We start from the raw sequence: 25,156 nt of genomic DNA on the forward strand, positions 1-25,156 counted from the left end.
TGCAGATAGTTGCGCTCAATCGTCCGGTCATAGCTGTTGTCGCGCATCGGATCGTCCTCCGCTGGAGCGATCCAATCAGCGAATTAGTGAACATGCACAATTGCGAGGAGCTTTTGCGACGAAGCAATCCAGACTATTTCCACGGTGGGAGCTCTGGATTGCTTCGCGGAGCCTGTCATCGGGCCGCGCTTCGCGCGGACCCGTTGGCTCGCAATGACGGTGGATAGGTCCCAGCCCTACTCCTCCGGCAATCCCAGCATCAGCCGCATGTTCTGCACGGCTGCACCCGAGGCGCCCTTGCCGAGATTGTCGAGCCGGGCGACCAGCAACGCCTGGCGATATTTGTCGCTGGCGAAGACGTAGAGCTCGAGCATATTGGTCTCGTTCAGCGCCTCCGGCTCCAGCCGAGCACCCTTGGTCGCCTCGTTCTGAAGCGGCATCACCTTGACGTATTTCGAGCCGGTGTATCGCTTGGCGAGCGCCGCTTGCAGGTCGGCGCCGCCCGGCTTGCCGGGCAACGTGTCGAGTTGGAGTGGCACCGAGACCAGCATGCCCTGCCGATAATTGCCGACCGATGGAATGAAGATCGGCCGCCGCGTCAGGTTCGAGTAGAGCTGCATCTCCGGCAGGTGCTTGTGCTCGAAGCCGAGACCGTACAGCTCGAAGGACGGCGCGCTGCCATCCTCGAAGCTCGCGATCATCGACTTGCCGCCGCCGGAATAGCCGCTCACGGCGTTGACGGTGACGGGATAATCCTGCGGCAGCAGGCCATCATCGACGATCGGCCGCAGCAGGGCGATCGCGCCGGTCGGATAGCAGCCGGGATTGGAGACCTTTTTCGCGGCCTTGATCTTGCCGGCCTGATCGGGCGTGAGCTCGGGAAAGCCATAGGCCCAGTCGGGCGCCACGCGGTAGGCGGTCGAAGCGTCCAGCACCTTCGGCGCCGAGGCGCCCATGCCGTCCACGAGAGCAACCGTCTCCCTGGCGGCATCGTCGGGCAGACAGAGGATGACGAGATCCACCTCCTCCATCAGCGCCTTCTTGGCCGCGGGGTCCTTGCGCTTGTCGTCGGCGATGGTCTTCACCGCGACGTCGCCCTGGAGCTTCAGCCGCTCGTTGATGCCGAGCCCGGTGGTGCCGGAGCCGCCGTCGACGAAGACGGTGGCCGGCTTTTTCGCCGTGCCGGGGGTCGGGGCTTTGGTGGTGTCAGCGAGGTTCATGGCGCGCTCCCTTCGAGCATGTTCGTATCGTCTGCAAAAGGCTGCGGCCGGGCCTGCCGCATCAAATGTGCGATCTGCTTCGCATCGGCGTCGCCGGCGCCAAGCGCATTGGCGATCGCCGTATAGTCGGCATCCGATTTGTGCTGGTTCAGCTTGAAGCTGCCTTCGACCTCCTCAACCGTCATCACCAGCCCAACGATCGCCTTCTTCATCGTCTCCAGCCGCCCCGCCGTCATCTTGCCTGATGTCCACGGCTTTTTCGGCAGCAGCCAACTCTCGAACTTGTCGCTGAGCGTATCGATCTGCACCGCCAGCTCGTCGTCCGACAGCAGCCGTACCGGCCCGCTGAGATGCACCGACTGGTAGAGCCAGGTCGGCACCTGGTCGGGCGAGACGTACCAGTCCGGCGATACATAGGCATCGGGGCCGTTGACCGCGAGCAGCCAGGACGCATCACCGCCCGCGAGCTTTAGCAGCGGATTTTGACGGGCCACATGAAAGGCGGCCTGCGGCGTGCCGTCAGCGGCGTAGGTCAGATAGAACGGCAGCGGGGAAGCAACCGGCTTGTGGCCGTCGAAGGCGCACATCGTGCCGAAGCCGCGCTCCTCGGCGAATTTCAGGCTCGCGGCGCGGTCCTGCTTGAAAAAGACTGGCGTGTACATCGTGGTCTCCTGCTGGGCCTCCTTGGGGGCCGCCGGATCAGATCGCGCTGACAGGAGAGAGAATGCCGCGGACCGGATCCAGCGGCAAAGACGATGATCTCAAACGCGATCGACCGCCCAAACCGCGAAAGAGCGGCGGCGGCGACGGGCGAACAGAATGGTCGCAGCGTTGATCATGGCGCGCGGCTATAAAGCCAGATCCGGTTCCCGTCAAGGTTCATGGCATCAGATGAGGCGCCAGATCCATTCCATCAGCTTCGCGATCACGTCGCCGAACAGCAGCAGTGCCGCCGACCAGACCAGGGCTGAGACGAAATTGGCGACCTGGAAGCTCCAATACGGCATCTCGAAGATGCCGGCTGCGAGCGGCACCGAGGCGCGCAAGGGGCCGAAAAAGCGGCCGATGAAGATGCTGGGCACGCCCCAGCTGCGCACGAAAGCCTCGCCCTTGGGCAGGAGTTCGGGATAGCGCGAAAGCGGCCACATCTGCGCGACCCTCTCCTTGTAGCGGTAGCCGAACCAGTAGGAGACCCAGTCGCCCAGCGCCGCGCCAATACCGCCGGCGATCCAGACCGGATAGAAGCTGATGCCGCTCGCTCCGATCAGCGCACCGATCCCCACCAGCGCGCCCCAGGCCGGGACCAGCAGCGAGATGAAGGCAAGCGACTCCCCGAAGGCGAGCAGGAACACGATCGGCGCGGCCCAAGCCTGGTGAGCGCGCACGAAGTCGGCCAGGGCGTGCGCAAACTGCTCCATTCCAGATTAGCCTTCCCGCCCTGTCTCAAGGTGCTGCTCGATGAAAAGGACTGGTAAGCCAAGGGCTTGTGTGACATCAAGTCACAAAGCCCGGCCCAAGGCGGGCGGGACGTCAAATTGCCGGGAATTGGCGGGCCTACGGCGTAAAATCGCCGGGATTGGCTCCCAACCACACGGCCCGGCCCGCCCGGCGGTAACCTTTCCAAGCCAGAAGTGGCATAGTCGGCCTAACCGATTCGCCGCCCATGCGGCCTTCAAAGCGTATCAAGATATATGTCCAAGCAATTGAAAACCAAAGCGAAAGACGACCTGTTCGGCGCCGACGAGGCAAAGTCTCGCGCGCCCGCCGCCAAGACGGCCTCGCGCGGCGGTGGCGGGGAAGCCGACTATACGGCGGCCGACATCGAGGTGCTCGAGGGCTTGGAACCGGTGCGGCGCCGACCCGGCATGTATATCGGCGGCACCGATGAGAAGGCCCTGCATCACCTCTTCGCCGAAGTCATCGACAATTCCATGGACGAGGCGCTGGCCGGGCACGCGACCTTCATCGAGGTGGATCTGAGCGCCGACGGATTCCTGACCGTCACCGACAACGGCCGCGGCATCCCGATCGATCCACATCCGAAGTTCCCGAAGAAGTCGGCGCTCGAAGTCATCATGTGCACGCTGCATTCGGGCGGCAAGTTCGACTCCAAGGTCTACGAGACCTCGGGCGGTCTGCACGGCGTCGGCATCTCCGTGGTGAACGCCCTCTCCTCGTGTCTCGAGGTCGAGGTCGCGCGCAGCCAGAAGCTCTACCGCATGACGTTCGAGCGCGGGCACCCCAAAGGCAAGCTCGAGGATCTCGGCAAGGTCAACAACCGCCGCGGCACGCGCGTGCGCTTCAAGCCCGACACCGACATCTTCGGCGCCAAGGCCGCGTTCAAGCCGCAGCGCCTTTTCAAGATGACGCGCTCGAAGGCGTACCTGTTCGGCGGGGTCGAGATCCGCTGGAACTGCGCGCCCGAGCTGCTCAAGGGCGTCGAGGACGTGCCGGCGGAGGCGACGTTCCACTTCCCCGGCGGTCTCAAGGATTATCTTGCCGCGGCGATCCACGCCGACACGCTGGTGCATCCCGACATCTTCTCCGGCAAGTCCGGCCGCAACGGTGCTCATGGCGCCTGCGAATGGGCGGTGGCGTGGACTGCGGATGCCGACGGCTTTCTCTCCTCCTACACCAACACCGTGCCGACGCCCGATGGCGGCACGCATGAATCGGGTTTGCGCAGCGCGCTGCTGCGCGGTCTGAAGGATCACGCCGAGCGCGTCGGTCAGGGCAAGCGCGCGGCCTCCGTCACCTCCGAAGACGTGATGGTGGGCGCTGCCGTGATGCTCTCGGTGTTCGTGCGCGAGCCTGAATTCCAGGGCCAGACCAAGGATCGCCTCGCCACCGCCGAGGCCCAGCGCATCGTCGAACAGGCGATCAAAGATCCGTTCGATCATTGGCTGTCGGGCAATCCGAACATGGCCAACAGGCTGCTCGATTTCGTGATCGACCGCGCCGAGGAGCGGCTGCGCCGTCGCCAGGAAAAGGAGACGGCGCGCAAGACCGCCGGCAAGAAGCTGCGTCTGCCCGGCAAGCTCGCCGACTGCACCGATGCCGGCACCGACGGTTCCGAGCTCTTCATCGTCGAGGGCGACTCGGCCGGCGGCAGCGCCAAGCAGGCGCGCGACCGCAAGACCCAGGCCGTGCTGCCGCTGCGCGGCAAGATTCTCAACGTCGCCTCAGCCGGCAAGGACAAGCTGACGGCGAATGCCCAGCTCTCCGATCTCGTGCAGGCGATCGGCTGCGGCACGCTTGCCCATTATCGCGAAGAGGATCTGCGCTATCAGCGCATCATCATCATGACCGACGCCGACGTCGACGGCGCGCATATCGCTTCGCTGCTGATCACTTTCTTCTACCGGCAGATGCCGCGGCTGATCGACGAAGGGCACCTCTTCCTCGCGGTGCCGCCGCTCTACAAGCTGACCCACGGCACCAAATCGGTCTATGCGCGCGATGACAAGCACAAGGAAGAGCTGATCAAGAGCGCGTTCAATGCCAACGCCAAGGTCGAGGTGAACCGCTTCAAGGGCCTCGGTGAGATGATGCCGGCGCAGCTCAAGGAAACCACCATGGATCCGGCCAAGCGGACGCTGCTCAAGGTGGTGCTGCTCGCCGACGATCGCGACACCACGGCGGATTCGGTGGAGCGCCTGATGGGCACCAAGGCCGAGGCACGTTTCGCGTTCATCTCGGACAAGGCCGAATTTGCCAGCGAAGAGCTGCTGGACGTCTAGAGCGGGAAGCAGCGGGCCAGCCGCTTGCGGTTTCCATCTGCTCATCGCGTCGCGATGGCGAGAGATGAACAGTCCAGCTCCGACTCATCCCAGACCGCGCCGCAAAGATAAGAATCGGGGGCGATTTGATTTTCGCTTTTTCGCCGGCGGCTGAAGCAACTTTCTCCCTCTACGTCGAATATGGTGATTTTCGCGACGACCTTCATCTTTAGCGTGTAATGGAAGTCATCGCGTAAGTTATTGTAGGCGTTCATTTTTAAGGCGGACGACATCACTCCGGGGTCCCTGTGTCCTCCGTACAACACCGGATCGTTTTCAGTCATCTGTGTCCGCTCAGCAACAGCATTTCAGCAGAATCCGTCTATAGTCCAACCATCGAATTTGAACGGAACGGCGCTCGCACCTGCTAAGCGAACCAAGGTTGGGGATTTGGAAATGAAGAAGATTTTGCTTGCTCTGACCGCGGTTGCGGCTTTGACCGGTTCGGCCTCGGCGGCCGACCTTGGGGCCCGTCCGTACGTGAAGGCTCCGGCGCCCGCGCCGGTCGCCAACTGGACCGGCTTCTACATCTTCGGCGGTGCCGGCGGCGGGCTCTGGAACGCGGACAGCAACGTTCAGAGCACTGGTGTTGTCGGGCCGTTCGGCGCCTTTGGTGCGGCAGGCACTGCGCTGACCCGCGATCAGCGTTTGGGCGGTAGCGGCTGGTTCGGAACGGTCGGTCTTGGTTATGACTGGCAGTTCACCCCGAGCTGGGTGGCGGGCGTCTTCGCCGATGGTCAATTTGGTGACATTCGTGGTTCCCTCAGCGATCCCTTCAATTTCGTGGAAGGACGCGAAAAGCTCCGGACCAGCTACGCCGCTGGCGTCAGGCTCGGTTATTTGGTTGCCCCGAACGTCCTTTCCTACGTGAACGCCGGTTATTCCGGATCGGAATGGTCTGGCACCAGCCTGTCCACACTGACTGCCGGTGGAGGCCCGACCCTCCTGAATACGTCGTCTTTCCGGCGTGACGGCTGGTTCGTGGGCGGCGGTGTTGAGAACAACCTCAACATCTTCGGGATCAGCGCCCCTGGTTGGTTCATGAAGACCGAATATCGGTCCGCCTTCTACGATCGGATCAGCTTGCCTGAGACCTGTACTGTTGCCGGTTGCGGTGTTGTTGCGCCGCTTGGCACGGCCGCCACCTTCAAGCCCTGGGTCCAGACTATCAGCACCTCGCTGGTCTATCGCTTCAACTGGAGCGGCCCGGTCGTCGCGAAGTACTGATCTGGTCTCAGGACCAAACGTCAAAGCCCCGGCATCGTCCGGGGCTTTTTCGTTGTGATCTCCTCACCGTCAATGACGTTCCTGCATGAGCCGGCGCCCCGCGTGTCAATCGCGGCCCATTGTATCGGAGCCGAAGCTACGGCTAGTCTGCGTCCAAGTTCGCGGGTGCACGGCAATCGTTCATGCCGCGTCGCGACAGAAGCGGACTGATGGGAGGAACGCATGCGCCGATTTCTGCTGATCGCAGGCCTGTTTGCGACTGCCGTCGGGCTGCTCTGGATCGGACAAGGCACGGGCACGCTCGCCTGGCCGGGATCGAGCTTCATGGTCGACCAGCTGCAATGGGCTGGCTATGGCGCAGCCATGGCCGGCTTCGGGCTGGTGCTGATCTGGCAGAGCAGCCAATAGAACAAACCAGGACAAGAAAAGGTACTGAGAGCATGACATCCAGCCGATTCGACCTTCGCGGCAAGGTCGCTGTCGTAACAGGAGGCAATGGCGGCATCGGGCTTGGCATGGCCCGCGGCCTTGCCGATGCCGGAGCCGACATCGCCGTGGCGGGACGCAATGAAACCAAGTCCGCCGCAGCCGTGGCCGATCTCAGACGGCGCGGCGTGAAGGCGATCGCGGTCACCACCGACGTGACCGACAAGGCCGCCGTGGCGGCCATGGTCGACGGTGTCGTCAGCGAGCTCGGCCGGATAGACATCCTCATCAACAATGCCGGCATGAGCATCCGCAAGCCCCCGCACGAACTCGAGCTCGACGAGTGGAACAAGGTGATCGACACCAACCTCACCAGCGCCTTCGTCTGCTCGAAGCTGGCCTATCCAGCCTTGAAGGCGTCCGGCAACGGCAAGGTGATCAATATCGGCTCAATGATGTCGATCTTCGGCGCGAGCTTCGCGACCGCCTATGCGGCGAGCAAGGGCGGCATCGTGCAGTACACACGCGCCTGCGCCAATGCGTGGGCGCCCGACAACATCCAGGTCAACGCCATCCTGCCGGGCTGGATCGACACCGACCTCACCCGCGGCGCACGACAGCAGGTCTCAGGGCTGCACGAGCGCGTGCTGGCGCGCACGCCTGCAGGACGTTGGGGCGACATCGACGACTTCGCCGGCATCGCCGTGTTCCTCGCATCGCCCGCCTCGAACTTCCTCACCGGCACCGCGATCCCGGTCGACGGCGGCTTCTCGGTGATGGCCTGAGGCCGGCCGTGGCCGCAATCCACCAACGCAAAAAAGAAGCCCCGGACCATGCCGGGGCTTTGAATTTTGGCCGTGCTTTTTTTGATCGTTGGTCGCGTTGCGTCGACGTGCTCAGTAACGGGCGATGGTCGGGGCGTCGAACTTGTAGCTCGCGCGCACGACGGCCCACTGGATGTCGCGCGGCTTGGCATCGAAGGTGTAGTTACCCGAGGTGCCGCCGAGCTGATAGGTCTGGCTGCCGAAGGCCGCGTAGTTGTATTCGAGGCCAACGATCCAGTTGCGGGTGACGCCGTATTCCCAGCCGGCGCCGACGGTCCAACCGTTGGCCCAGTGGGTCTGTCCGCCCGAGCCCGACACACCGACGGTGTCGCTGACCGACAGACGGTTGTTCGCGCCGGCATAGCCACCCTTGATGTAGAAGAGGTTGTTCTGCACGGCGAAGCCAGCGCGGCCGACGATGGTCGCGAGCACGTTGGCACGCCAGGAGAACACGTCGTCCGCGGCGCCAAACACGTTGTTTACCACCGTGCCCTTGTTGTCGAGGCCGGAGATCGTGCCTTCCATGCCGAACACGTAATTGTTGGCCTGCCAGTTGTAGCCGATCTGGGCGCCGCCCATGATGCCCGACTTGCGCTGGCGGAAGCCTTCGCCCGGCGAAAGATCGCCGAACGGCGCGCCGGTTCCGTTGTTGATGAACTGCTCGTTGGTCCACGCGCCACCGATGTGGCCGCCGACATAGAAGCCGGTCCAGTTGAACAGCGGCTCGACATAGGCGGGCGCCTTCGTGTAGCGCGCACCGAGATCGGCAGCGGAAGCCGCGCCGATCGAAACCAGAGCGGTCGTGCAGGCGAAGGCGGCAATCAATTTGGTACGCATGGTAGACCCCGTGTCCGTTGATGGGCGCACGCTCACAGACGGCCCTTACCAAAATTGAAATCAACACGGTTAATGTGGCGGATGAGCACACGTTGCGCCTTGAATGCATTCGCGATGTTGCAAGCGTGCAACGCACCGAGCGTAATTTAATGCAGCGTTATCCCTACCGAGTCTTGCGCTACGATGGCGGCGCCGCCTTCGACTGCACGTGCTCGGGCCGAACGCCGAGCGCAAGCAGGCGCGCCGGAATGCCCTGGAGCCAGGGCAGCGCAGTGATGAGGCGCACGATCAGCGGCACCTTCAACGGCCGGTCGCTGCCTAGCAAGGCGCCGCTGATGATGTTGTTCTGCACGACGACCTGCATTCGCTGCGTCATCTTCACCGGGAACTCGCGCCGGCGTCGCACCGCATCGAGCTCGTTCTCCGAGGGACAACCGTGCTGCAGCTCATCCGCCAGCAGGTTTGCGGTTGCGACCGCGTCCTGCACGGCGAGATTGACGCCGACGCCGCCGACCGGCGACATCGCGTGCGCGGCGTCGCCGATGAGAAGCAGGCCGGGCCGCGTCCAGCGCGTCAGGCGGTTGATCGCGACGGTGAGCAGCTTGATGTCGTCAAAGCTCTTCACGTCCGCGATGCCGCTTTTCAGGATCGGCGCCATGCGCACGACGTCGTCGAGCAGCGCCGTCAATCCCCTCGCCTTCACCGCATCAAATTGCCCCTTGGCGATGACGTAGGCGCATTGCCAATAGTCGCCGCGATCGAAGGTGATCATCATCTTGCCGGGCTCGACGCGCGCGAACACATTCTCCGTCTCGTCGGGTCTGCGGCCGGCGCGGAACCACAGCACGTCCATCGGCGCGCCGATCTCCTCGACGGCAAGGCCGGCGCGCTCGCGCACCGTCGAATGCCGGCCGTCGCAGGCAATGGTGAGATCCGCCTCGATGTCGATAATGCCCTCAGGCGTCCTCGCCCGCACGCCGGCGACCGTCTCGCCGCGGCGGATCAGATCGACCGCCTCCGTGCTCATCATCACCTTGAGCGAGGTAAAGCGCCGGCCGGCCTCGCGCAGGAAATTCAGGAAGTCCCATTGCGGCATGAAAGCGATGAAGGGGTACTTGGTGTGGAGCCGGCTGAGATCGGCGATGCGCACCGGCGTGCCACCGAACAGGCCGTCCATCTTCTGCAAGCGCTGATGCGGCAGCTTCAGGAAGCCGTCGATCAGGCCAAGTTCGTCCATCACCTGAAGTGTTGAGGGATGCACGGTGTCGCCGCGGAAATCGCGGAAGAAATCCGCATGCTTCTCCAGTACCACGACCTCGATGCCGGCGCGGCCCAGGAGATAGCCGAGCATCATGCCCGCTGGCCCGCCGCCGACGATGCAGCAGCGGACCTTCATGGTCCGGTTTGATTGTTGGTCGGATGTCATGGCAGCCGCGATCCGCGATGTGAGTATCGATGAAGATATGCCGGACGATACTAACGCGATCCAGGCCGAGTGCAGTCTCAATTTGCAGACAAAAGCTCACCGGGGCCGCTTTGCTGCAGCAAACAAGCGCCAAAAAAAAGGCCCGCAGAGCGCGGGCCTTGGGTGAGGACGGGATCGACTATTTCTGGTCCTCGTTGCTGGTCCCGGTGCCTGGACTGCCGATCGGCAACCCATTGGTCGCATGACCGACACCCATGTTCCGCTCGGCTTGTGCTGCTGACGGCGTCTTACCATTTGCGGTTGGGGACTGAACGTTCGGGTTGACCGGGCCGGTATTGGTGTTGACGTTGGCCCCCGTGGTGGTGTCATGCGTCCCCATCCCCGAGGGAGCCGACGGCCCGGAGTTGGCGCTGCTGGGTGACGTGCCCACCCCTGCACCTGAGCTGGCCCCCGATCCGGCGCTGGCGCCACCGGCGCCGCCCGCCGCACCACCGCCCCCTTGGGCAAAAGCCGCCGTCGAAAGTGCAACGCAAGCGATCGTTACGAAGATGGATCTGCGGATCATGGATCGTCTCCCTGGTTTGACTGACAATCCAGGTCAGCAGGAGTTGTTCCTCTCCTGTCGCGGCCGACGAAGATCTCAATTATTGCTGCGGTTCGCGCTGCGAAAGCTCTTGATCTCCGACACGCTGCCGTCGCGGTAGGTCAGCTCAACCGAGACGGACTGCGTCGCCGGGGCGAGCTTCATGTAGAGCGGCATGCCGGCGCTGATCGCGCTGGGATCGCGCATGTCGCAAGGAGGCATCTTCAGCACCTGGTTCGGCACGGCAGTGTCGACACCAATGCGCACCTCGCGAATGGCGCAGCGGTAGGACACGAGATGCGTGTAGTAGACCAGCAGTCCATTGAACTCGCGGAATGACAGCCAGCTTGTCGCGGTCATGTCGAGGATCTTGCGTTGGTCGCGGATCAGCGCGGCCTCGGGATCGAACCTGATCGGGAACGGCCCCTGCATCGCGCCGGACTGATCGACATAGCGGACCTCGATGGTGCCGGCTTGCGCATCCGGCGGCAATTCGACCGACGGGTTCGGCATCCGCTTGCGCGTGCGCGGATCGAGCGTGTCGATGAAGCCGGTTTCGCGGAAATCGCCCTTGCCGGCCATGCGCCAGGAGATGCCAAGCGTCGGATCAGCGAAGGAGAACACCACGCTCCAGCCGCCATTGTGCCGCGAGAAGCTCGCGATCGGCGCGTTGGTGGTCTCCTCCTTCGGCAGGTGCGGCACCGATACCGGCGGGAGCGCGGCGAGCTTCTGCGGCGGCGGATCGTCCGCGCGCGCGGCGGCATCCTTGGCGAGGCCGCTAAGGAAGACGTCGTCGACCATCTGATCGAAATAGACCGGCACCTGCTTGTGCTTCACGGTATCGGCCATCTCACTGACGGCACGGCGGGTGCGCTGCGCCACCTGCACGAGGTTCTCGCCGGCCTTGAGCAGCTCCCTGGCGAAAGTGCGCGTGAACACTGAATTGGGGTTGGCGTCGTCGTTGGAGAGGCGATCGAGCGCGGTCTGGCGGGGACCTGCCGAAAACACCGAGAACACGCCTTCCGGCAGTTGCGTCATCGGCGCGAGCCCGCCGCCACCGGCGACCGCGCGGGTACCTTTGCGCTCGAACGGGTTGTTGCGGCAGGCGTCGAACACCAAGATCGAGGTCCGCGCCCTCTTGTTCTGAAGGCGCTCGACGATGCGGTCGGCCAGGATGGAGGCGTCGCGCACGAGCTCTTCCTGCCCTTCCGTCGCCGCCGGAACGTCGGTCGGCAGCAAGTAGTTCTGGCCCGCGATCTCGAAACCGTGGCCGGCATAGAAGAAGAACGCGGTGTCGCCGGGCTCGATCGCCTTGTCGAAGGCGAGCAACGTCTCGGAGAATTGCTGCCGGTTCTGATTCTCGGCGACCATCACCGAGAACCCGAGCTGCTTCAGCGTGTCGCCCATGGTGCGTGCGTCGTTGACGGCCTTGAGCAGCTTCGGCACGTTCCTGTAGTCGTTGTTGCCAACGACGAGCGCGACCCGCTTCTCGGCATGCGCGGGAAGCGCGAATCCGCTCAGGCCCGCTGCGAGGCCGAGTGCCGCCAGAATTCTGAAAAGCCGACGCGTCATTGGAATACCCCGTTGCAGAACGGCCCTCCGCCGGCCCCCTCGAAAGGTCGTTCATGGGAAACCCAGCCGTTGATGTGATAGTCGGTCCAGACATATCGAGGGTTCAAGGGCCTCGGTCCCCGATTCCATCGTCGGTCCTATGGCAGATTCCGCTGGAATCTGCTCTTCCTTAGCAATGTCTCTGGGTAATCCCATTGGAAGCGAGAGGTATCGTGTATCGCTGGTGCACCGACGAGGTCGAGCCGCATGACCGCTTCGACTATTGGCGCGAGGTGCGCGCCAAGGGTCTGTTCGGCGTCACGGCCGAGCTCGAGCGCGAACGCCGCGCCGATTTCTTCGGCGAATTCTCGCTGCGCCAGCTTGGCGGCGCCAGCCTCGTCGAGTTGAAGGCCTCCGCCTACACGGTCGAGCGTAGCGCATCCGACATCGCCTCCGCACCGGGCGACGCCATCTGCGTCTACCAGCAGCTTGGCAGCGGCGGCTGGTTCGGCGGCATGCGCGGCAGCGACTTTGCGATCGCAAACGGCGGCTTTGCCACCAGCCATATCGACCTGCCCTATCGTACCGCGCCGCTGGGCGCAGGCGGCTTCCATTTGCGAATCCTGAAGATCCCGGTGAGCAACATCCCGGCGCAGGACAAACGCATGCGCGAGCTTGCACCGCGGACGTTTGACGATCCCACCCTGGCGCCCCTGCTCGGCACCTGCTTTGCCGATCTCGACGATGTTGCCGGCAATGACGGCTGCTTCGACGCCGCCTCCCCGGTGCAGGCCTCCCTTGTTCAGGTCCTGGCCCACCTGGCGCTGATCGAGCGCGGCATCGTGCGGCCCGGCGGCCGCCGCGGGCAGGCCGCGCTGCGGACCGCCCGTCTGTCGCAGGCCCGGCGCCTGATCGCGCGTCACCTGCAAGACCCCAATCTCGCGCCGACGATGGTGGCCGACTGGCTCGGCATTTCCGTGCGTCACCTGCATATGCTGTTCGAGACGGCGGAGAAGAGCTTCTCGCAGACGATCACCGAAGAGCGGCTGAAACAGAGCCGCCGCCTGATCCGCGAGGCTCCGGAGCGGCTGATTGCCGACATCGCGGCCGCCTGCGGCTTCGAGAGCTTGGCGACCTACTACCGAGTCTTTAACGCTGCCTATGGCATCGCCCCAGGCGACTTCCGGGCCCAGGTTCGGGCGGGGCATTAGCCGCCGTTTGCCGGCTCTGGTCAGTCCGCCGCTTGGGCGGAAAACCGCAGCCGCGCCCGCTATTTGGGCAAAAACCTCAGGTTTTTTAGGGTCTTCCCGCGCCCGCTCCATTGACTTTGGCGGATTCCTGCCTATGTTCCGGGGCGACGCGGCTCAAATCGAAGATCGATTCTCGAGCCTGGCGCTTTGTTCGCGTGAGTCAGCACCCCCAGCTTCTTTGAGAGCACGCCGTTTTGGGGTGGAACGCGACAGCCTTTTTACCCTCGATTCCGAACGGCGGTTTCGACCAGAGGCTCAATGTCCTTCACCAATCTCGGACTATCCGAAAAAGTCCTCGCCGCAGTGGCGGCCACCGGTTACACCACCCCCACTCCCATCCAGGAACAGGCGATCCCCCACGTCCTCGCACGCAAGGACGTGCTCGGCATCGCCCAGACCGGCACCGGCAAGACCGCGGCCTTCGTGCTGCCGATGCTCACCATCCTCGAAAAGGGTCGAGCCCGGGCGCGCATGCCGCGCACGCTGATCCTCGAGCCGACCCGCGAACTCGCGGCGCAAGTGAAGGAAAACTTCGACCGTTACGGCGCGGGCCAGAAACTCAACGTCGCGCTTCTGATCGGCGGCGTCTCGTTCGGCGACCAGGATGCCAAGCTGACGCGCGGCGTCGACGTGCTGATCGCAACGCCGGGCCGCCTGCTCGACCATACCGAGCGCGGTGGCCTCCTGCTCACCGGCGTCGAGCTGCTCGTCATCGACGAAGCCGACCGCATGCTCGACATGGGCTTCATCCCCGACATCGAGCGCATCTGCAAGCTCGTCCCGTTTACGCGGCAGACCCTGTTCTTCACCGCGACCATGCCGCCGGAGATCCGGCGCATCACCGAGGCCTTCCTGCACAATCCGCAGAAGATCGAGGTCTCCAAACCCGCCACGACAGCCGTGACCGTCACGCAGGCCCAGGTGCCCGCTGGGCGCGAGGCGCACGAGAAGCGCGAGTTGCTCCGCCGCCTGCTGCGCGAGGCCAAGGATCTCAAGAACGCGATCATCTTCTGCAATCGCAAGCGCGAGGTCGCCATCGTTCACAAATCCCTTCAGAAGCACGGCTTCAGCGTCGGCGCCCTGCACGGCGACATGGACCAATCGGCCCGCACGGCGGCGCTCGAACAGTTCCGCAAGGGTGAGTTGCCGCTCTTGGTCGCCTCCGACGTCGCCGCTCGCGGCCTCGACATTCCCGAGGTCAGCCACGTCTTCAATTTCGACGTCCCCCACCACGCTGACGACTACGTCCATCGCATCGGCCGCACCGGCCGCGCCGGCCGCACCGGCACGGCGATCTCGATCGTGACACCGCTCGACCAGAAGTCGATGGCGGCGATCGAGAAGCTGATCGGCCAGAGCATTCCGCGCGCCGAGGGTGACTTCGAGGTGCACGGGAGCACGACCGAACACAGCGAGCGCCCGCGCGAGTCTCGCGGACGGGACCGCGAGCGCTCCCGTGGCGGACGGGGCAAGCCGCGTCGCGGCCACGAGCCGCGTGGCGACGCGCCGCAGCCCTCCGAGGCAAGGCCTTCGGTCGATGCAAGCCCCGCGGCCGAAGCCCGGCCCGCTCGCGAGCCAAGGGCTGCACGCCAAGCGCGGCCTCCCCGCGAAGCACGGCCGTCATCTGAGCCGCGTCAGAGCGCGCGCCATCAGGCCAATCCGTCGCACGTGCCCTCGATCGGCCGTCCCGAACCGCGCCGGCAGCGGGAGGTCGACGCCGAGCCGGGCGATCACTCGCATCTGCCGGCATTTCTGCTGCGGCCGGTTCGCTCCCCCGCCGGAGCCTGAAGCGCGACACGCGCTTTTGGTTTCGGTTGAGGAAAAACGCCCCACACTTTTTTCGGATGCATTGGCGAACGTATATTTACGGGGCGTTCACGATCGTCCGTTAGCCTAGGAACATAATTTAAGCATTGCTGCGGTCGGGGGCGCACCGACCGCTGCGGGGTATGTTCCGTGGTCAAGGTTCTCGACGAACACGAACGCACGATGGCGTTCGCCGAAGTGGCGCTCGGCCAGATTCGATCGCTCCGGCAGACGGCAATTCCGCGCAATTACGAGATCTGGTACGTCTACGCCACCGGCTACAACGCACCGCTCAACAAGATCATCAACGAGACGCTGGCGCGCAACGGCAAGCTGACCGAAGCCGATCTCGAGCAGATCTACGAGACCTATCTCTCCCATATCAAGACCACCGACCGCATCGATAAGGTGGGCGCGCGCGTCATCGGCGAGATCGACGACGTGATGAAGGTTCTCGGCGATGCGCTCGGGATGAGCGGCGCCTACGACGCCAGCCTGTCGGGTGCGACCGAGAAACTGTCGTCGGCCAAGGGCCGCGACCAGATCAAGGCGATCGTCGAGACGCTGCTGCGTTCGACCAGCGAGATGCGCGAGGCCAACAAGGCGCTGGAAGGCCGCCTGATACTATCGAGGAACGAGATCAGCAATCTCCAGCAGAGCCTGGAGGCGATCCGCGCCGAGAGCCTCACCGATCCGCTCACCGGCCTCGGCAATCGCAAATATTTCGATCGCATGATCGGCATGGCGGTGCAGAGCGCGCTCGCCTCCGGGGAGCCGCTGTCGCTGCTGCTGTTCGATATCGATCATTTCAAGTCATTCAACGATTCCTACGGCCACCTCACCGGCGACCAGGTGCTGCGCCTTGTCGGCTTGTCCCTGAAGCAGACCATCAAGGGCCAGGACATCACCGCGCGTTATGGCGGCGAAGAATTCGCGGTCGTGCTGCCCAACACGGCGCTGCGCCAGGCACTCACGGTGGCCGATCACATCCGCCGCGCGGTGATGGCGAAGGAACTGAAGAAGAAATCCACCGGCGAGATTCTCGGCCGCGTCACCATCTCCGTCGGCGTCTCCATGCTCAGGCAGGGCGACGACACCGACGCCCTGATCGAACGCGCGGATGCCTGCCTCTACGCCGCCAAGCGCAACGGCCGCAACCGCGTGATCTGTGAAGTCGATCCGGAATACGCGGTCGAGACGCACAACCGGGTGGCGTAGGCCCGACCCTCGCTGTCATTCCGGAGCGCACCTCTTGGCGCGAGCCCCGAGAATTACGCCTTTCGCTTTGCACGCTTGCGCACCGCAAACTTGTTGAGCGATCTTTTTGACGAAGTTTTCTGGCTGGGCTTTCCGGCGGGCGCCTTGGCAGCTTTGCTGACCTTCTTCGTCTTCGGCCGCTTCTTGACCTTGGCGCGCTGGGCGGCAGCGAGCGCTGCCCTCGCCCATTGTGCCAGCTCCTCGGAATCGTCGAACAAGCGCGCGGGCAACTGCCAGTAGGAGTTCACTGTGACTGTCTTGGCGCGGGTCGAGTATTGGAACGGCCTTGAGCCTTCCGCCTCGAAATTCGGGATCGTCATCTCGTCGGCGCGGAAGAACAGCCCGGCGCGCAAGGACAGCGCGAAGTTGATGCCCTCGGCGGAGATGCCGTAGCCGGAAAACATTTTGCGGATCGTGACGGGACCGAAATCGGCGAACAGGTCGATCAGGAATTCGCGGTCCATGGGTATCCCGGAGCGAGCAGGCCAGCCACTATACCACTGCCGTCATTGCGAGCCAACGGGTCCGCGCGAAGCGCGGCCCGATGACAGGCTCCGCGAAGCAATCCAGACTGCCGAGGCAGAGACAGTCTGGATTGCTCCGTCGCATCAGCGCAAAATTGCTACGCAATTTTGTCGCGAGCTCCTCGCAAGGGCGGGGAAAACTACCCGTCGACCTTCGCCGGCCGCAGCTCGACCGACTCGCCGCAGCCGCAGGCGGAGACCTGGTTGGGATTGTTGAAGACGAACTGGGCCTGCATCTTGTCGGCCTTGTAGTCCATCTCGGTGCCGAGCAGGAACAGCACGGCCTTGGGATCGACCAGTATCTTGACGCCCTTGTCCTCGACGACCTCGTCAGTCGGCCGGATCTCGTGGGCGTATTCGACCGTGTAGGACTGGCCGGCGCAGCCGCCGTTCTTCACGCCGACGCGCAGGCCGACGATCTCGGAGTCCGCGCGCTGGGTCAGCTCCGTGATCCGCTGCGCGGCGGCGTCCGTCAGCCGCATCACCTGCGGGCGCGCCCGCCGGGGCTTTGGTGTCGAAGCTGGTGTCGAGCCTGACGAGATCTGGGTCATGTTATCTATGTGGTCCGTTGCGAGGCGAATTCAATGCGAGCTGAGACCGTCACCACATATTGAGCACGAGGCGCGCCTCGTCGCTCATGCGCTCGGGCGACCACGGCGGCTCCCAGACGACCTTGACGTCGACCACGCCGACGCCCGGGACGCTGGCGACCGCGTTCTCGACCATGGTCGGCAGCTCGCCCGCAGCCGGGCAGTTCGGTGTCGTCAGCGTCATCTGCACGTCGACCGAACGGTCGTCCTTGATCTCGACCTTGTAGATCAGGCCGAGCTCGTAGATGTCGGCCGGGATTTCCGGATCAAATACGGTCTTGAGGCCCGCGATGATCTCGGTGGTCAGACGCTCGGTCTCCTCCGGCGGCAGCGCCGAATGGGTCTCCATCGGATTGGCTTTGATTTCGGCCGTGTCACTCATGCGAACAAATCCCGCGCCTTCAGAAGCGCTTGTGCCAGATGATCGACTTCTTCCCGCGTATTATACATGCCGAACGACGCCCGGCAGGTGGCGGTGACGTTGAACCGCTCTAAAAGCGGCATCACGCAATGGGTGCCGGCGCGCACTGCGATGCCCTGACGGTCGATCACGGTGGCGACGTCGTGGGCATGCGCGCCCTTGAGCTCGAAGGAGATCACCGGCCCCTTGCCGCGCGCAGTACCGATCAGCCGCAGCGAGTTGATCTCACGGAGCCGGTCCTGGGCGTAGGTGACGAGATCGCGCTCGTGCGCGGCGATACGCTCCTTGCTGATCGAATTGACGTAATCGATGGCGGCACCGAGGCCGATCGCTTCGACGATGGGCGGGGTGCCAGCTTCGAACTTGTGCGGCGGGTCGCCATAGGTGACCCAGTCCTTCGCAACCTCGCGGATCATCTCGCCGCCACCGTTGAAGGGGCGCATCGCGACAAGATGCTCATGCTTGGCATAGAGCGCGCCGATACCGGTCGGGCCATAAATCTTGTGGCCGGTGAATGCGTAGAAATCGCAGTCGAGATCCTGCACGTCGACGGGCAGATGCACCGCGCCCTGTGCACCGTCGACCAGCACGGGAATGCCGCGCTCGTGGGCCAGTCGCACGACCTCCTTTATGGGAACGAAGGTTCCGAGGGCGTTCGACATCTGGGTGACGGCGACCAGCTTGGTCTTCGGCGTCAGCAGCTTCTCGAACTCGTCGATCAGGAAGTTGCCTTCGTCATCGACGGGCGCCCATTTGATCACCGCGCCATGGCGCTCCCTGAGGAAATGCCAGGGCACGATGTTGGAATGGTGCTCCATGATCGAGAGGACGATTTCGTCGCCCTGCTTGATGTTCGGCTCGCCCCAGGACGACGCCACGAGGTTGATGGCCTCGGTGACGTTGCGGGTGAAGATGATCTCTTCTGTGCGGCGGGCATTGACGAATTGCGCGACTTTTGCCCGCGCGCCCTCATAGGCCTCCGTCGCCGCATTTGCGAGGTAATGCAGGCCGCGATGCACGTTAGCGTATTCGCTCGTATAGGCCTGCGTCATGCGGTCGAGCACGGCGCCGGGCTTCTGCGCCGAGGCGGCGTTGTCGAGATAGACCAGCGGCTTGCCGTAGATCTGCATGGCGAGCGCGGGAAAATCCTGGCGCACGCGCGCAACGTCGTAGGCGCCGTTCTTGACCGCCGGATGCGTGCTCATGACCGGCGCTCCAGCCAGCGCTCGGCGATGCCGATCACGTGCTCGCGCAAGCCGTCGTCGGCGATCTGCTCGATCGCCTCGCCCACGAAGGCCTGGATCAGCAGCGCCTGGGCCTGCTTCTCCGGCAGGCCGCGCGCCTTCAGATAGAACAAGAGGCTGTCGTCCAGCGCGCCGGCAGTGGCGCCGTGGCCGCAGGAGACGTCATCGGCAAAGATTTCCAGTTCGGGCTTGTTGTCGGCTTCCGCCTCGTCCGAGAGCAGCAGCGCGCGGGTCATCATCTTGCCGTCGGTCTTCTGCGCATCGGGACGAACGATGATACGCCCCTGGAATACCGAATGAGCGCGATCGTCGATCACGGCGCGAAAAGTCTCGCGGCTGACGCAGTTCGGCACGGCGTGGTCGACGACCAGTGTGGTGTCACCATGCTCGGTCTGCTTCAAAAGGTTGACGCCGTTGACGGAGAGCTCGCTGCCCTCGCCCGCCAGTGTGATGAAGCCCTGCAAGCGGCTGACCGCCGCGCCAATGGTCATGTTGAAGAAGTTCAACTTCACATTGGCGCCGACCGTCATGAACTGCGAGGTGACGTTCACCGCGTCAGGCGCATCGTCCATCAGGCGAATGTGTGCAACATCGGCGTCGTCGCCAACCTTCACCAGCACGGCATCGTTGACCTGGTAGGCCTTGCTACCTGCCGCAACGAAGCTTTCGACGATGGTGGCGCGAGCGCCCTTCCCGATCGCAACCTGCGAACGGGTGAAGCTCGAGGCGGAAGCCGCGGTTGCGATGTGGATGATCTGGATCGGCGCGGACAGCTGCGCGCCGTCAGCGATCGACAGCACGACGCCGTCGGTTGCCATGGCGGCGTTCAGCGCGATCACGGCATCGGTGGGCGCCGTGTTGAGGAGATCGGCATCGGTCTCCAGCGTCTCGCGCAGGGTCTTGAGGCTCGTCTCGGAGCCGAGCGCCTTCACGTCGGACAGATCGGCCGCGAACACGCCGTCGACCAGCACCAGCTTGCGGGCGCCCGCGATGGCATGCGCCTTCACCGCGTCCGCGGCGCGCGCCAGCGCGGCCGCGTCGGGGCTGGCCGCCAGCGGCAGGACCTCGCCGACCAGCGCGCGCAGATCCGTGTATTTCCATTCCTCGAGCCGGCGGTGCGGCAGGCCGAGCCGCTCATAATTCTCGAAGGCTTCGCGACGCGCCGCGATCACAGCAGGCGGACCCGGCAAGCGGCCTTCGACGCTGGCGAAGAGATCGCTCACCGCGCGGCCCTTTCCGGTCTTTGCCACAGCAACGTTCATTGCAAAATTCCTTACGCGGCGTCCTCGAACTGGGCATAGCCGGACGCTTCCAGCTCCAGTGCCAGCTCCTTGCCGCCGCTCTTCACGACGCGGCCCTTCGACATCACGTGCACGACGTCGGGCACGATGTAGTTCAGCAGCCGCTGATAGTGGGTGATGACGACCATGGCGCGCTTCGGCGAGCGCAGCGCGTTGACGCCGTCGGCCGCGATGCGCAGCGCGTCGATGTCGAGGCCGGAATCCATCTCGTCGAGGATGCACAGGCTGGGCTCGAACAGCGCCATCTGGAGCACCTCGTTGCGCTTCTTCTCGCCGCCGGAGAAGCCGACATTGACGCCGCGCTTGAGCATGTCCTGCGGGATGTTCAGCGACTTCGAGACCTCGCGGACCTTCTTCAAAAAGTCCGGCACCATCAGTTCGCTCTCGCCGCGAGCCTTGCGCTGGGCATTGAGTGCGGTACGGAGGAAATTCATGGTGGTAACACCGGGAATCTCGACCGGATACTGGAACGCCAGGAACACGCCTTTGGCGGCGCGCTCGTCGGGATCCATCTCCAGGAGATCCTCGCCCCTGAACAGGATCTGGCCGTCGGTGACCTCATAGCCGGGTTTGCCGGCGATGACATGGGAGAGCGTCGACTTGCCGGAGCCGTTCGGTCCCATGATGGCGTGCACCTCGCCCTCATTCACGGTCAGCGTCAGCCCGTGGAGGATCTCACGCTCCTCGACACGAACCTTCAGGTCTTTCACTTCAAGCAAAGGCATTGTTGGTGTCCAGTCTATTCAAATGAGGCATGGAGCGCCTAAGCGCACCGCGAGGGTCGGTGTTAACCGACCGACCCTTCAAGCGAGATCGAGATCAGCTTCTGCGCTTCCACCGCGAACTCCATCGGCAGCTGCTGAAGCACATCCTTGACGAAGCCGTTGACCACGAGGCCAACCGCCTCTTCCTGCGAGAGACCGCGCTGGATGCAGTAGAACAGCACGTCCTCGGAGATCTTCGACGTCGTCGCCTCGTGCTCGAACGTCGCCGAGGAGTTCTTCGCCTCGATGTACGGCACGGTGTGCGCGCCGCATTTGTCGCCGATCAGCAGGGAATCGCAGGCGGTGAAGTTGCGCGCGCCGGTGGCTTTCCGATGCGCGGTGACGAGCCCACGATAGGTGTTCTGCGATTTGCCGGCGGCGATGCCCTTGGAGATGATGCGGCTCGACGTGTTCTTGCCGAGGTGGATCATCTTGGTGCCCGAATCGACCTGCTGGAAGCCGTTCGAGATCGCGATCGAGTAGAACTCGCCCCGCGAATTGTCGCCGCGCAGGATGCAGCTCGGATATTTCCAGGTGATCGCCGAGCCCGTCTCGACCTGGGTCCAGGAGATCTTTGAATTGGCACCGCGACAGTCGCCACGCTTGGTGACGAAATTGTAGATGCCGCCCTTGCCTTCCGAATTGCCCGGATACCAGTTCTGCACCGTCGAGTATTTGATCTCGGCGTCGTCGAGCGCGACGAGCTCGACCACGGCCGCGTGCAGCTGGTTCTCGTCGCGCTGCGGCGCAGTGCAGCCCTCGAGATAGGAGACGTAGGAGCCCTTGTCCGCGATGATCAGCGTGCGCTCGAACTGACCCGTGTTGCGCTCGTTGATGCGGAAATAGGTCGACAGCTCCATCGGGCAGCGCACGCCGGGCGGCACGTAGACGAACGAGCCGTCCGAGAATACCGCCGAGTTCAGCGTCGCGTAGAAATTGTCCGAGGTGGGCACCACGGTGCCGAGATACTTCTGCACCAGCTCGGGATGCTCGCGGATCGCCTCCGAGATCGGCATGAAAATCACGCCGGCCTTCTTCAGCTCCGCCTTGAACGTGGTCGCAACCGACACCGAATCGAAGACCGCGTCGACCGCGATCTTACGGCGGGCCGGATCTTCCTCGCCAACCTTCGGCTCGACGCCTTCGAGCATGGCGACTTCCCGCAGGGGAATGCCGAGCTTTTCGTAGGTCTTCAGGATCTCCGGATCGATCTCATCGAGGGAGCTGACCGTCTTCTTCGGCTTCGGCGCCGCGTAGTAATAGAGGTCCTGGAAGTCGATCTTGGGATAGTCGACCCGCGCCCAGGTCGGCTCGGTCATGGTCAGCCAGCGCCGATAGGCTTCCAGCCGCCACTGGAGCATCCAGGCGGGTTCATTCTTTTTTTGCGAGATGAACTCTACGGTCTCTTCCGATAGCCCCTTGGGGGCTTTCTCGGAGTCGATCAGGGTTTCAAACCCATAACGATATTGGTCGACGTCGATGCGCTTCACGCGCTCGACCGTCTCTTGTACGGCTGGCATTCCATCCTCCGCTCGCGGTTTCAAGGACCGCGGTGGATCAAACTCGGACGAGTATTACGTTTATTACGATGTTCTCTGGCGGAAAGCACGCGCCTAGAATCGTTCAAGCTGTGTTTCGTCGCCTAGCTCTTAAGTAGGTTATTACCGAGCTTTCGCCAAGCCTCCAACGCCCTATTGATCTCTTCCAGTTCCGTGGACCAGCCAAGACTGAGGCGCACCGCTCCTTGGGCCACGATGGGATCGTACCCCATGGCCGAGAGCACGTGGGAGGGCTGGACCTTTCCCGATGAGCAGGCCGAACCTGACGACACGGCGACGCCTGCAAGGTCGAAGCCGATCACAGCAGTCTCGGCCTTCAGCCCTGGTGCGGTGAAAAGTACGGTATTTGGCAACCGCTCCACACCGTCGGCGAGGATTGTCGCCCCGGCCGTGGCGCGAAGCCCATTTTCCAAATGATCTCTGAGGGTTGCCATTCGTTTCAGATCCTCCGGCAGAGTCTGAAGCGCCCGTCTGACCGCCGCGCCAAAGCCGGCGATCCCCGCGACATTCTCGGTGCCCGCCCGGCGGTTGAGCTCCTGCCCGCCCCCCCGCAGGACCGGCGCCAGACCGGCGAGCCCTTCTGCCATGACCAGCGCGCCAACTCCCTTGGGGCCACCGATCTTGTGCGCAGAAAAGGTCGCAAGGTCTGCACCCACAGCCTTGATATCGAACCGAATTTTGCCAAGCGCCTGGATCCCATCGACATGCAGGAGACCGCCGGCCTCATGAACGATCCGCGCAGCCTCAGCGACAGGCTGAAGCGCGCCCGTCTCGTTGTTCGCGGCCATAATGGAGACCAGCGTCGGCGGGCCAGCGTTGAGCTGGGCCCACAGATCGTCGAGATCGACGACACCGGAGCGCGTTACCCGTATCTGTCGGATCCTATCCGCCGGGAACCGGCCGCCCGCCAGCACCGAGGCATGCTCGACCGCGGAGACCAGCAGTCGCTCGACGGGTCCGCCGGACGGCCCCCGCAGGCCGGGCGACAGCGCCAGCGCATTGGCCTCGGTTCCAGCGGATGTGAAGACGACGTTGCGCGGCTGAGCGCCGACCGCCGGTCCCAGCGCGGCACGCGCCTCCTCGATCAGCCGTCGTGCCTCCCGCCCCTCGGCATGGACGGAGGATGGATTGCCGATCAGGTCGTATGCAGCCAGCATCGCTGCCCGCGCCTCAGCGCGGAGCGGCGTGGTCGCGTTCCAATCGAGATAGACGCGGGTCGGCATTGAGTAATATATTACCTCACATCGCAGACGGCGTTGCGCCATCTCGACATGGGCCGCGGGCACGCCCTTGGCAACCATGATTTGCGAATGTGCGGCCACAGTTGACGCGGTCATGACACGCTAACGTCTTGAACCCGTTGGCTGATGTTCAAGATGCTTGCTTTTTGACCCTCAGGCTATGTTAGAACGCGCACCGTCAAGTCACCGCGCGCCGTCAGCGCATCACCGCTGCGCGCGCCTCCTCGCCCTTCATTCGCGCTTTCGTCGGCATCTGCCGGTGAGGCCACAATCGGTTGATTGCCGAGGTCGTCTCCAGGAAATCAATCAAGAGATCATCGATGCCCGAAGTCATATTTACCGGCCCCGCTGGCCGTCTCGAAGGCCGCTACCACCCGGCCAAGCAGAAGAACGCGCCGATCGCGATGATCCTGCATCCGCATCCGCAGTTCCACGGCACGATGAACCATCAGATCGTGTACCAGTGCTACTACGCCTTCGCGCATCGCGGCTTCTCCGTGCTGCGCTTCAATTTCCGCGGCGTCGGCCGCAGTCAGGGCTCGTTCGACCATGGCACCGGCGAATTGTCGGATGCGGCGGCAGCGCTCGATTGGGCGCAGACCATCAATCCCGAGGCGCGCGCCTGCTGGGTCGCCGGCTTCTCCTTCGGCGCCTGGATCGGCATGCAGCTGCTGATGCGCCGCCCGGAGGTCGAAGGCTTCATCTCGATCGCGCCGCCGGCCAACCTCTACGACTTCTCGTTCCTTGCGCCCTGCCCGTCCTCGGGCCTGATCGTGCATGGCGAAAAGGATGCCGTGGTGCCCCCTAAGGATGTCAACACGCTGGTCGAGAAGCTGAAGACGCAGAAGGGCATCGTGATCGACCAGCAGGTCATTCCCGGCGCCAATCACTTCTTCGACGCCAAGCTCGAGCCGCTGATGGAAACCATCACGGCCTACCTCGACATGCGCCTCGCCAGCGTGCGCTGAGGCCTTCCGGCGTAGACGTGTTCGTGGCATGGCTGCGGACCGTCAACGCTGGAGATTGCGAGCGATGAAGGCGTATCTGGTTCTTGACCTGTCGGTGAACGACCACGTCGGTTTCAAGACTTACATCGCTGAAATCCCGGCATTCATTGCCAAGCATTCAGGGCGGTACATCGTGCGCGGCGTCGAGCCGACCACGATCGAAGGCGACTGGGCGCCCGAGCGCCTCGTCATCATCGAATTTGCGGAGCGCGAGAAGGCGCAAGCGTTCCTCGACGATCCCGACATTCAGGATCTCTTCAGGGTGCGGCACGCAACGACGACAAGCAGGCTGCTGCTTGCCGACGGTTGCACCTGATCA

General features: G+C 63.8%; 26 protein-coding genes. 10 read left to right on the forward strand and 16 right to left on the reverse strand.

Annotated features, from left to right (window positions below; all coding sequences use genetic code 11):
* Positions 1–236: 236 nt before the first annotated feature.
* From argC to IVA78_RS29655, 3 genes are all read right to left on the reverse strand, one after another.
* The gene (argC, locus tag IVA78_RS29645; RefSeq protein WP_247277199.1) at positions 237–1,220 is read right to left on the reverse strand and encodes an N-acetyl-gamma-glutamyl-phosphate reductase; all 984 of its coding nucleotides are present in this window, start codon (positions 1,218–1,220) and stop codon (positions 237–239) included.
* Complete coding sequence (locus IVA78_RS29650) at positions 1,217–1,882, reverse strand: FMN-binding negative transcriptional regulator (protein ID WP_247277200.1); 666 nt, start codon at positions 1,880–1,882, stop codon at positions 1,217–1,219. The genes argC and IVA78_RS29650 overlap by 4 nt, the downstream gene beginning before the upstream one ends.
* Positions 1,883–2,107: 225 nt before the next feature.
* On the reverse strand, positions 2,108–2,638 hold the full coding sequence (locus tag IVA78_RS29655; protein WP_247277201.1) for a DedA family protein: 531 nt from the start codon (positions 2,636–2,638) through the stop codon (positions 2,108–2,110).
* 273 nt (positions 2,639–2,911) lie between these two features.
* On the opposite strand from IVA78_RS29655, the gene parE reads away from it, so the two are divergent.
* Positions 2,912–4,960 (forward strand): DNA topoisomerase IV subunit B, encoded by a 2,049-nt coding sequence (gene parE / locus IVA78_RS29660; protein ID WP_247277202.1) that lies wholly within the window; start codon positions 2,912–2,914, stop codon positions 4,958–4,960.
* Between the two features lie 41 nt (positions 4,961–5,001).
* Here parE and IVA78_RS29665 read toward each other — a convergent pair whose 3' ends face one another.
* Positions 5,002–5,283 carry a hypothetical protein gene (locus IVA78_RS29665; RefSeq protein WP_247277203.1) on the reverse strand — a complete coding sequence of 94 codons (282 nt, stop codon included), beginning with the start codon at positions 5,281–5,283 and terminating at the stop codon, positions 5,002–5,004.
* A gap of 112 nt (positions 5,284–5,395) precedes the next feature.
* On the opposite strand from IVA78_RS29665, the gene IVA78_RS29670 reads away from it, so the two are divergent.
* The 3 genes from IVA78_RS29670 to IVA78_RS29680 all read left to right on the forward strand — a co-directional run bounded on the left by IVA78_RS29670 (position 5,396) and on the right by IVA78_RS29680 (position 7,437).
* Entirely contained in the window at positions 5,396–6,226 is an 831-nt protein-coding gene (locus tag IVA78_RS29670) for a porin family protein (protein WP_247277204.1), read from the forward strand.
* Between the two features lie 222 nt (positions 6,227–6,448).
* The gene (locus IVA78_RS29675; RefSeq protein WP_247277205.1) at positions 6,449–6,634 is read left to right on the forward strand and encodes a hypothetical protein; all 186 of its coding nucleotides are present in this window, start codon (positions 6,449–6,451) and stop codon (positions 6,632–6,634) included.
* Between the two features lie 32 nt (positions 6,635–6,666).
* Positions 6,667–7,437: a glucose 1-dehydrogenase gene (locus IVA78_RS29680; protein ID WP_247469087.1), complete on the forward strand. Its 771-nt coding sequence runs from the start codon at positions 6,667–6,669 to the stop codon at positions 7,435–7,437.
* 111 nt (positions 7,438–7,548) lie between these two features.
* Here the strand turns inward: IVA78_RS29680 and IVA78_RS29685 are convergent, their stop codons facing one another.
* Positions 7,549–8,313 (reverse strand): outer membrane beta-barrel protein, encoded by a 765-nt coding sequence (locus IVA78_RS29685; protein ID WP_247277207.1) that lies wholly within the window; start codon positions 8,311–8,313, stop codon positions 7,549–7,551.
* Between the two features lie 178 nt (positions 8,314–8,491).
* Positions 8,492–9,739 (reverse strand): FAD-dependent oxidoreductase, encoded by a 1,248-nt coding sequence (locus tag IVA78_RS29690; RefSeq protein ID WP_247277208.1) that lies wholly within the window; start codon positions 9,737–9,739, stop codon positions 8,492–8,494.
* Here IVA78_RS29690 and IVA78_RS29695 point away from each other — a divergent pair.
* Positions 9,738–9,905 (forward strand): hypothetical protein, encoded by a 168-nt coding sequence (locus tag IVA78_RS29695; RefSeq protein WP_247277209.1) that lies wholly within the window; start codon positions 9,738–9,740, stop codon positions 9,903–9,905. The genes IVA78_RS29690 and IVA78_RS29695 overlap by 2 nt on opposite strands.
* A 12-nt stretch (positions 9,906–9,917) precedes the next feature.
* Here the strand turns inward: IVA78_RS29695 and IVA78_RS29700 are convergent, their stop codons facing one another.
* Positions 9,918–10,118 (reverse strand): hypothetical protein, encoded by a 201-nt coding sequence (locus tag IVA78_RS29700; RefSeq protein WP_247277210.1) that lies wholly within the window; start codon positions 10,116–10,118, stop codon positions 9,918–9,920.
* 261 nt (positions 10,119–10,379) lie between these two features.
* Positions 10,380–11,894: a caspase family protein gene (locus IVA78_RS29705; RefSeq protein ID WP_247469088.1), complete on the reverse strand. Its 1,515-nt coding sequence runs from the start codon at positions 11,892–11,894 to the stop codon at positions 10,380–10,382.
* Positions 11,895–12,106: 212 nt separating this feature from the next.
* On the opposite strand from IVA78_RS29705, the gene IVA78_RS29710 reads away from it, so the two are divergent.
* The 3 genes from IVA78_RS29710 to IVA78_RS29720 all read left to right on the forward strand — a co-directional run bounded on the left by IVA78_RS29710 (position 12,107) and on the right by IVA78_RS29720 (position 16,147).
* On the forward strand, positions 12,107–13,084 hold the full coding sequence (locus IVA78_RS29710; RefSeq protein WP_247277212.1) for a helix-turn-helix domain-containing protein: 978 nt from the start codon (positions 12,107–12,109) through the stop codon (positions 13,082–13,084).
* Between the two features lie 297 nt (positions 13,085–13,381).
* Positions 13,382–14,911, forward strand: coding sequence for a DEAD/DEAH box helicase (locus IVA78_RS29715; protein ID WP_247277213.1), 1,530 nt, complete (start codon positions 13,382–13,384; stop codon positions 14,909–14,911).
* 168 nt (positions 14,912–15,079) lie between these two features.
* Positions 15,080–16,147 carry a GGDEF domain-containing protein gene (locus IVA78_RS29720; RefSeq protein WP_247277214.1) on the forward strand — a complete coding sequence of 356 codons (1,068 nt, stop codon included), beginning with the start codon at positions 15,080–15,082 and terminating at the stop codon, positions 16,145–16,147.
* A gap of 53 nt (positions 16,148–16,200) precedes the next feature.
* On the opposite strand, the gene IVA78_RS29725 is transcribed toward IVA78_RS29720, so the two are convergent.
* The 8 genes from IVA78_RS29725 to IVA78_RS29760 form a co-directional block, all read right to left on the reverse strand.
* Entirely contained in the window at positions 16,201–16,650 is a 450-nt protein-coding gene (locus IVA78_RS29725) for a TfoX/Sxy family protein (protein ID WP_247277215.1), read from the reverse strand.
* Positions 16,651–16,850: 200 nt separating this feature from the next.
* Complete coding sequence (locus IVA78_RS29730) at positions 16,851–17,192, reverse strand: iron-sulfur cluster assembly accessory protein (protein WP_247277309.1); 342 nt, start codon at positions 17,190–17,192, stop codon at positions 16,851–16,853.
* Between the two features lie 118 nt (positions 17,193–17,310).
* Positions 17,311–17,682: an SUF system Fe-S cluster assembly protein gene (locus IVA78_RS29735; RefSeq protein WP_063683732.1), complete on the reverse strand. Its 372-nt coding sequence runs from the start codon at positions 17,680–17,682 to the stop codon at positions 17,311–17,313.
* Positions 17,679–18,926, reverse strand: coding sequence for a cysteine desulfurase (locus IVA78_RS29740; protein WP_247469089.1), 1,248 nt, complete (start codon positions 18,924–18,926; stop codon positions 17,679–17,681). The genes IVA78_RS29735 and IVA78_RS29740 overlap by 4 nt, the downstream gene beginning before the upstream one ends.
* Complete coding sequence (gene sufD / locus IVA78_RS29745; RefSeq protein ID WP_247469090.1) at positions 18,923–20,227, reverse strand: Fe-S cluster assembly protein SufD; 1,305 nt, start codon at positions 20,225–20,227, stop codon at positions 18,923–18,925. Before sufD ends, IVA78_RS29740 begins: the two co-directional genes overlap by 4 nt.
* Before the next feature lie 11 nt (positions 20,228–20,238).
* On the reverse strand, positions 20,239–20,991 hold the full coding sequence (gene sufC / locus IVA78_RS29750; protein WP_247469091.1) for a Fe-S cluster assembly ATPase SufC: 753 nt from the start codon (positions 20,989–20,991) through the stop codon (positions 20,239–20,241).
* Positions 20,992–21,053: 62 nt separating this feature from the next.
* Positions 21,054–22,550, reverse strand: a complete 1,497-nt coding sequence (gene sufB / locus IVA78_RS29755; protein WP_247277219.1) for a Fe-S cluster assembly protein SufB — start codon at positions 22,548–22,550, stop codon at positions 21,054–21,056.
* A 122-nt stretch (positions 22,551–22,672) separates the two neighbouring features.
* Positions 22,673–23,812: a cysteine desulfurase family protein gene (locus IVA78_RS29760; RefSeq protein WP_247277310.1), complete on the reverse strand. Its 1,140-nt coding sequence runs from the start codon at positions 23,810–23,812 to the stop codon at positions 22,673–22,675.
* A 338-nt stretch (positions 23,813–24,150) separates the two neighbouring features.
* On the opposite strand from IVA78_RS29760, the gene IVA78_RS29765 reads away from it, so the two are divergent.
* Both IVA78_RS29765 and IVA78_RS29770 read left to right on the forward strand, forming a co-directional pair.
* Complete coding sequence (locus IVA78_RS29765) at positions 24,151–24,798, forward strand: alpha/beta hydrolase (protein WP_247277220.1); 648 nt, start codon at positions 24,151–24,153, stop codon at positions 24,796–24,798.
* 64 nt (positions 24,799–24,862) lie between these two features.
* Positions 24,863–25,153, forward strand: coding sequence for a DUF1330 domain-containing protein (locus IVA78_RS29770; RefSeq protein WP_247277221.1), 291 nt, complete (start codon positions 24,863–24,865; stop codon positions 25,151–25,153).
* Positions 25,154–25,156: the final 3 nt, after the last annotated feature.

It is taken from the genome of Bradyrhizobium sp. 137 (genome assembly GCF_023074095.1).
In the GTDB taxonomy this organism is placed as follows: Bacteria; Pseudomonadota; Alphaproteobacteria; order Rhizobiales; family Xanthobacteraceae; genus Bradyrhizobium.

Bases quoted from the DNA above. Each gene is read 5' to 3' on its own strand.
- IVA78_RS29650 (WP_247277200.1), bottom strand. From the start codon at position 1,882: ATGTACACGCCAGTCTTTTTCAAGCAGGACCGCGCCGCGAGCCTGAAA.
- IVA78_RS29680 (WP_247469087.1), top strand. From the start codon at position 6,667: ATGACATCCAGCCGATTCGACCTTCGCGGCAAGGTCGCTGTCGTAACA.
- IVA78_RS29770 (WP_247277221.1), top strand. From the start codon at position 24,863: ATGAAGGCGTATCTGGTTCTTGACCTGTCGGTGAACGACCACGTCGGT.
- IVA78_RS29670 (WP_247277204.1), top strand. From the start codon at position 5,396: ATGAAGAAGATTTTGCTTGCTCTGACCGCGGTTGCGGCTTTGACCGGT.
- IVA78_RS29695 (WP_247277209.1), top strand. From the start codon at position 9,738: ATGGCAGCCGCGATCCGCGATGTGAGTATCGATGAAGATATGCCGGAC.
- IVA78_RS29665 (WP_247277203.1), bottom strand. From the start codon at position 5,283: ATGACTGAAAACGATCCGGTGTTGTACGGAGGACACAGGGACCCCGGA.
- sufB (WP_247277219.1), bottom strand. From the start codon at position 22,550: ATGCCAGCCGTACAAGAGACGGTCGAGCGCGTGAAGCGCATCGACGTC.
- IVA78_RS29725 (WP_247277215.1), bottom strand. From the start codon at position 16,650: ATGGACCGCGAATTCCTGATCGACCTGTTCGCCGATTTCGGTCCCGTC.
- sufD (WP_247469090.1), bottom strand. From the start codon at position 20,227: ATGAACGTTGCTGTGGCAAAGACCGGAAAGGGCCGCGCGGTGAGCGAT.
- IVA78_RS29730 (WP_247277309.1), bottom strand. From the start codon at position 17,192: ATGCGGCTGACGGACGCCGCCGCGCAGCGGATCACGGAGCTGACCCAG.
- IVA78_RS29700 (WP_247277210.1), bottom strand. From the start codon at position 10,118: ATGGGGACGCATGACACCACCACGGGGGCCAACGTCAACACCAATACC.
- parE (WP_247277202.1), top strand. From the start codon at position 2,912: ATGTCCAAGCAATTGAAAACCAAAGCGAAAGACGACCTGTTCGGCGCC.
- IVA78_RS29655 (WP_247277201.1), bottom strand. From the start codon at position 2,638: ATGGAGCAGTTTGCGCACGCCCTGGCCGACTTCGTGCGCGCTCACCAG.
- IVA78_RS29705 (WP_247469088.1), bottom strand. From the start codon at position 11,894: ATGACGCGTCGGCTTTTCAGAATTCTGGCGGCACTCGGCCTCGCAGCG.
- IVA78_RS29760 (WP_247277310.1), bottom strand. From the start codon at position 23,812: ATGCCGACCCGCGTCTATCTCGATTGGAACGCGACCACGCCGCTCCGC.
- IVA78_RS29765 (WP_247277220.1), top strand. From the start codon at position 24,151: ATGCCCGAAGTCATATTTACCGGCCCCGCTGGCCGTCTCGAAGGCCGC.
- sufC (WP_247469091.1), bottom strand. From the start codon at position 20,991: ATGCCTTTGCTTGAAGTGAAAGACCTGAAGGTTCGTGTCGAGGAGCGT.
- IVA78_RS29735 (WP_063683732.1), bottom strand. From the start codon at position 17,682: ATGAGTGACACGGCCGAAATCAAAGCCAATCCGATGGAGACCCATTCG.
- IVA78_RS29690 (WP_247277208.1), bottom strand. From the start codon at position 9,739: ATGACATCCGACCAACAATCAAACCGGACCATGAAGGTCCGCTGCTGC.
- IVA78_RS29715 (WP_247277213.1), top strand. From the start codon at position 13,382: ATGTCCTTCACCAATCTCGGACTATCCGAAAAAGTCCTCGCCGCAGTG.
- argC (WP_247277199.1), bottom strand. From the start codon at position 1,220: ATGAACCTCGCTGACACCACCAAAGCCCCGACCCCCGGCACGGCGAAA.
- IVA78_RS29740 (WP_247469089.1), bottom strand. From the start codon at position 18,926: ATGAGCACGCATCCGGCGGTCAAGAACGGCGCCTACGACGTTGCGCGC.
- IVA78_RS29675 (WP_247277205.1), top strand. From the start codon at position 6,449: ATGCGCCGATTTCTGCTGATCGCAGGCCTGTTTGCGACTGCCGTCGGG.
- IVA78_RS29685 (WP_247277207.1), bottom strand. From the start codon at position 8,313: ATGCGTACCAAATTGATTGCCGCCTTCGCCTGCACGACCGCTCTGGTT.